The following is a 6172-nucleotide window of genomic DNA, read 5'->3' on the forward strand; positions in this document are numbered from 1 at the left end:
CTGGCACGCTTCTGGCCAGGATCTCGATCTTTGGAGCGTTTTCAAGACCAGATCCCGTGCAAATACATCACGGGAAGACAGAATATGTGGATTAGTGGACAAGCTAATCAGGGCAGGCTATGCAGAATGACGGTCTTTCTTACTTCAGGTCATCCTGGCACGCTTCTGGCCAGGATCTCGATCTTTGGAGCGTTTTCAAGACCAGATCCCGTGCAAATACATCACGGGAAGACAGAATATGTGGATTAGTGGACAAGCTAATCAGGGCAGGCTATGCGGAATGACGGTCTTTCTTACTTCAGGTCATCCTGGCACGCTTCTGGCCAGGATCTCGATCTTTGGAGCGTTTTCAAGACCAGATCCCGTGCAAAAGCATCACGGGATGACTAAGTGAGTGGATTTAAGGGAGTGTTCTACGGGATGACAGAATATGTGGATTAGTGGACAAGCTAATCAGGGCAGGCTCCGAGGATCACTGGTTCGAAAAGAGGTCAGACCCAAGGATCCGGTTTTCCGCTATTTCGCTCACTGCGGTCAGCAAAAACCGACTCTTCTAGGCTACGACTGTGCTCAGTAGTCTGTAGTAGCCAAATACTTCTTATTTAGGCTGTGTTTCTGGCCTACTTAGCTTATAGTTTGGGAAGACCTCATTCCATGTTTCCACTGTCAGAACAAGCACGTCATCAATGTACTTGATTTCCCACGGGACTTCCGTTTCTTTGTTCAATCTCTGTCTTAGACGATCCTGAAAGCCTAAAATGAGAGCAGAATCAAAGCTTTTATCATATTCCTCCATTCCGAGAATGACTATATACAGCAATCTTCCACGGATTTGGTTCATAAGATGAAGATAGGTGTAGGAATCTCTTCCTTTTGGGACCAACCTGTCGTTTATAAGTGTGTTTTGCTGAATCTGTCTGAGAAATTCCTGTCTCTCTTCGGGCGTTGCTCCTCTCTGGGATGGGTCTTTAACCTCGATGAGAATCGTCCTTGTTTCTTCGTAAACTACGAAATCAACGAATGACATACCGACAGGCAGAGATCGCCCCTGCCGATCCAATTTTTCCACTTGAATTGCTCCGAAAACCAGTTCAAAACCGCCTTCAAGGAATCGAGTCAACATGAGCATCCATTGTCTTCATAATCTGTTCGTGATACATCTTCTCATATGTAGCCAATATTGAATTGGAACCCAATTTGTCGTAACTATCTTCACTCTCGCAAACTATCTCTTTAGTCTCTTTTCTCTTCAAGGAATGGTATCTGATCCTGTCTTCCTCTTCGGCTTGAAGATCGAACTGTTTCAGTACTACATAGTCATGCGTAGCAAGAAATATTTGAACTCCTAGTCTTTGGAGTCTCAGCAAACTTCCCACAACTGAAGCTATCATTTCTGGATTCAAGTTGCTCTCTGGTTCATCCCAGAAGAGGATGGAGCCTTCGAGCAAAGTACCGTTCTGAATTAAGAGCCACAGAAGCGCTAACTTTCTCAAGCCTTCAGCAAGCAGAGAGAACTCTAGGTTTCCTTGGGTGTTCTTCAGGAAGAACTCCTCGTCCTTCACCGTCACTCTTCCATCCATACAGTCCTGAAGCAAAGTCAGAATCTGTTGTCGATCTTGATCGACGCGCCCTCGCAAAATAGGCTTGTAAGCTCTGTCGATAATATCAGGATAGATTTCTTCGAAATGAATCTCTCTACTGTTATACAGCGATCTAAAACCGGGTGCGTGCGCAAGCATCTCTTTCACCGGGATGTATGCGCATTCAATGGGCGTCTTTAACCACTTTTCCTGCCCCTTCACATTAGCCGACGAAGCGATTTTGACGTGGTTAGAAAAGGAAAGCTCAATCTTGTTCTCTTTCATGTTTTCCAGAACAATTGATGCGCGACTACTTCTCTGCTGCCTTCTCACTAGCCTGCCAAGTTTCATCCCATAAGGCAAAAAAACTCTCAGAAGTTTGTTTGCAAAATCCTCTTTGGTTCGAGTAATGTCGCAAGCCGCATAAATGCACTTCAAGATATGCGTTTTGCCTGTTGCATTGGATCCAATGAAGATGTTAATTCCAGGCGAGCATTCCAGATCAAGTTTTCGAAATGCCGTGAAATTGGTGAGTGTGAGTCTTTTTATGGCACCTTCCAAATAGCTCACCCCCTAGTGGGCAACTGATTGTATTATAGCAGAAAGCCTAACTACAAACGGCGGCGAAGGGCGTCGGCGATCAGTTCATGACGTGATGCTGCTGCGCGAGGAAGTGATGCTGGAATAAAACATCAGACGCAGGGCTGGGCAAGAACGGCCCAGGTCGCAATGCCCGGAGAAGCATCCGGGGACGCAAGGCTGGCAAGGATCACGCCAGGTCGCAATGCCCGCTTCGCGGGGAAGGAAAACTAGCCAGTCAGGCTCCGCCTGGCCAGTCTTTGCTTCGCAAAGGCCAGTCTCGCCTTCGGCGAGGCCAGTTCCGGCTGCGCCGGGCAAAAGAGCCGCTGGGGGCTGGACGCTGGGTAGAGCATGGACCCGCTGGGAAGAGCAAAGAGCCGCTTGTAGGGGCGAACGGCTGTTCGCCCGAAACGGCTCGTCAGTCCCGGTTTTTCGCAGAGATTTTATCACTCCGACCTGGCCGACAAGTTCGTCAGATTCCGGACTGCTCCGACAAAAGCGAGAAGAACCGTACTTCGAAAGAACAGTTCTTCGTTCCGACGCTGCGCGTCCGGGTTCATGGGCGGCAGTTGCAAGTTCCATGATGCAAGTTGCAGAAACGGTTATCCGTTATCGGTCCACCGTCCTCCGACAAGAATGAAAAGAGTTGAGGAGTCGTGTCTACAGTTGCTTCTCACAGCGTAGAGCGGGTTTTCTGCTCTTAAGCGTTCAGCGGCTCTCAGGGCGAGATTTCGTGCAGGTACCCTGAATAGGAGCATTTCAGGGCAGGCTCTACGGGATGACACCGCTTCAAGTCATCCTCGTGGTTCAGGCCAGGATCTCGATCTTTGGAGCGTTTTAAGACCAGATCCCGATCAGTTGCATATCGGGATGACAGTCTTTTCTTGCTTTCCGTCATTCTGACACGCTTCTGGTCAGAATCTTGATCTTTGGAGCGTTTTCAAGACCAGATCCCGTGCAGGTGCATCACGGGATGACTAAGTGAGTGGATTTAAGGTAAGGTTCTACGGGGATGAAAGCCTTTTCTCACTTTCCGTCATTCTCGTGCTTCTGGTCAGAATCTCGATCTTTGAAACAGTTGCAAGTGATTAGATGCAAGTTGAATAACAAAGGTTATCCGTTATAGGTTCACCGTTCGCCGAGGATACTCGGTTCTTCGTTCCAGAGCGAGTATCTGTTCTTCGTTCTTGGGCAATCGACGACGAGGCGGATCAGAGGTAAGGGGAATGAGGCTAGAGGTAAGAAGATCAAGATCTCTTCGCTCTTCCGACCTCTTGCCTCTGACCTCAAGCTCTTCCCAACCCAAGGACGGGTCCATGATCTGGGACAAGTCACGAAGGACGGTTCTCCACAGCGCTCAGCGGGTCCTTGTTCTTAAGCGCACAGCGGAACTTCTGGCGTACAGCGGCCTTTTCGGTGAACGGGTTCATGATCTTGAACGGTCAACTCTGACCCTTTCATCCATTGATGATAAGATTGTTGTTATTACTGATGTTTGAGGTGATGTATGAATAGAGAGACGGTGAAGTTGACGCTTCTTGCAGAGGCACTGGAGATGAACTGGAATTCCTACACCGTATTTGAGCCGCTCAGTGAGCTGGACGCTTTCCTTGACAGAGAGAAGGCTGTCAAATTGGCCGAAGCTATGAAGAGCGGTTTCTTACTCGATGAATCAGTTGAAGAGATTATGAACGACGGTTTCTTCAGAGGGTATCTGGCTGGGATGCTTCTCTTTGACGATTCTCTTTCTGATGAGAGAAAAGAGATGATGGCGAGCATTCTTCTGGAAAACCTTCTTTCTCTTCTGAAGGATGCGGATGATTCACTGCCTAGTACTGACAAGTTCTACAGAAAGCAGGGCGACAACGATGAGAAGTTCTTTGCTCCCTCCGCGAAAACAGATACGGATAGCCCTAAGTCGAAACTAAGTGAAAATCTTACGCGCTTCTGGTTTTACGCGAAGGACAGCTACTATATCCCTTTGATCCTATGGGGAAATGAACTTGCCTCTTTTCTCTCCGAGAACATTCATAAGCATGGGCTTAAGAGTGAAGCCGCGGAGAATCTGAAAAAGGTAATGCTTCCGATTGAAGCCTCTTATACGATGAGTGAAATTGTCGGATTGATCTTGGATTTTCAGATTCCCAGAGCCGAGAGTGATACCAGCTCCCAGCTGCCTATGCTGACTCTTATCATGAATGAGAATGTAAGTACCAAAGATATCGTGGAGCTTGTTAAGGGCATTACTCAGTTTGCGGCTGTAGATTTCTTATATGCTGCGGTTGCCATGACCAGAAGCGATATTGCCGAAGAAAGGGAGAGGGCGAGAGAGATAGTCTGTGGGGTCTTCGATTCGCTTGAGGATCCTATACTTTCCCTTGTTTTGAACGCTGCAAACTTGTTGACGATAAACGGCTTTCTTCACGAGATCGTTTTGCAGTATGATTTCGCCAAGCTTTTCGATTGGCTTAAGTCTTTTCTGGGGCCGCTTGAAGAGGAATTTTTAGACTCAACGATGCTGGCAGTTGCCACCGCGCTTATAAAGAAGGAAGAGTCGAGAGAGAACGTCGAGATGTTCATGGAGTACCTCAAGACTTTCGAGCACACGTTTGGGGTGACTACAGCAGGCTTTCTGCTCTCTAGAAAATACGAATTGGAAGATGAGCCCTTTTCAGCCGAGATTAAGCGTGGAGGCTCGACTGATGAATCGGATTATGACTTACTCCTTAATCTGGCAAGGGATTTTCTCGATGATCTGGAAATCGCTTATCAGGATATGGTTAGTGAATACGATCTTATGGGCGATCTCGAGGATGTCTTTTCGGAGCTGGAAGAGATTATGGAGCCTTGTTTCGTTTCAGAAGATGATCCCGAGGAACTTGAATACTCTAGAGTGCCTATGTATACGCTTATAAACGCGGTAATGAGAAACAACGATCTGGACGATGCAATTGAGGCGATCGAGGCCTATTGCGACAAGTACATCTTTAACTTCGAGTTCATGAATACTCTTCTCTTCATGCCCACAAGGAAAATGGATAAAGTCATGGAGAATCTTCAATTCTCGGGGGAAATGGCAGTGGACTTTGTTGACGACATTGCTGACCGAGGGGATGAGGCTTACTTGATGAGTAAGAGAGATAGTCCTTCGAACAGAGAGTATTTGAGCCTTATAGAGAACTATATCGAGAAGCTGATCCAGGACAAGAACTATAGGGAGGCCTTAAGGGTTATCGAAGCAGTAGACCCATATGTAGATCCCGATGATGCCGATAACCTTTATACGAGCAATATGATCGTTCGATGGAGGACGAAGGACTACGAAAACCTCAAATTACTGCTCGAAGCGATCGATGACGAAAGCGAGCCGAAGGACCTAATGGTTAAGGCGCTTTTTACTTACTTCAACAAAGAGATCGACGCGGCTGAAGGAATTATGATCGGGATTTTGCAGGAACTGCCTGATTTGATCCAGTATCTCCTCAAAAATGACGAACCGGATGAAGAGGACTTTGATAGGGCAGAAGATGGCGATATCAGATGCCAGAAAAAGATCAATGCGAAACTCTTGGCGGAAGAGTTCAGAGAAGACTGGTTCAAACTCAAGGACGGTAAGGAGTGGCTGAAGAGAGTGCAGAAGGTTTTCGATGAAGTGAGCTAGGCTGGCTTAGGCAGGAGGCGAGGCCGACTTCGTCGGGAAGTGATGGTAATTGATTAGACGCAAGGCGCCGAAAAGCATCGGCGGACGCAAGGCTGGCGAAGATCACGCCAGGTCGCAATGCCCGGAGAAGCATCCGGGGACGCAAGGCGCCGAGGAACGTCGGCGGACGCAAGGCTGCCTTCGGCAGGAGGCGAGGCCGACTTCGTCGGGAAGTGAGGCTGCTGCGCAGGAAGTGATGCTGCTGACGCAGGAAGCCTCTCAAGTCAACCGTCAACTGTTCACCGTTCTCCGACAAGAATGAAAAGAGTGGAGGAGCCGTGTCTACGGTTTTGGAGTATGTAAAAAAGATTGT

General features: G+C 47.9%; 4 protein-coding genes. 2 read left to right on the forward strand and 2 right to left on the reverse strand.

From position 1 onward, the window contains the following. Positions 1-84 precede the first annotated feature (84 nt). The gene (locus RJ60_RS15625) at positions 85-249 is read left to right on the forward strand and encodes a hypothetical protein (RefSeq protein ID WP_165775342.1); all 165 of its coding nucleotides are present in this window, start codon (positions 85-87) and stop codon (positions 247-249) included. A 349-nt stretch (positions 250-598) separates the two neighbouring features. Here the strand turns inward: RJ60_RS15625 and RJ60_RS11970 are convergent, their stop codons facing one another. After that, entirely contained in the window at positions 599-1069 is a 471-nt protein-coding gene (locus RJ60_RS11970; protein WP_133117315.1) for a hypothetical protein, read from the reverse strand. A 34-nt stretch (positions 1070-1103) separates the two neighbouring features. After that, positions 1104-2141 (reverse strand): ATP/GTP-binding protein, encoded by a 1038-nt coding sequence (locus RJ60_RS11975; protein ID WP_207759734.1) that lies wholly within the window; start codon positions 2139-2141, stop codon positions 1104-1106. A 1525-nt stretch (positions 2142-3666) separates the two neighbouring features. Between RJ60_RS11975 and RJ60_RS11985 the strand changes: the two genes are divergently transcribed. Then, positions 3667-5820: a hypothetical protein gene (locus RJ60_RS11985; RefSeq protein WP_103134840.1), complete on the forward strand. Its 2154-nt coding sequence runs from the start codon at positions 3667-3669 to the stop codon at positions 5818-5820. Positions 5821-6172 lie beyond the last annotated feature (352 nt).

This window comes from Mesotoga sp. B105.6.4, assembly GCF_002896535.1.
Lineage (GTDB): Bacteria > Thermotogota > Thermotogae > Petrotogales > Kosmotogaceae > Mesotoga.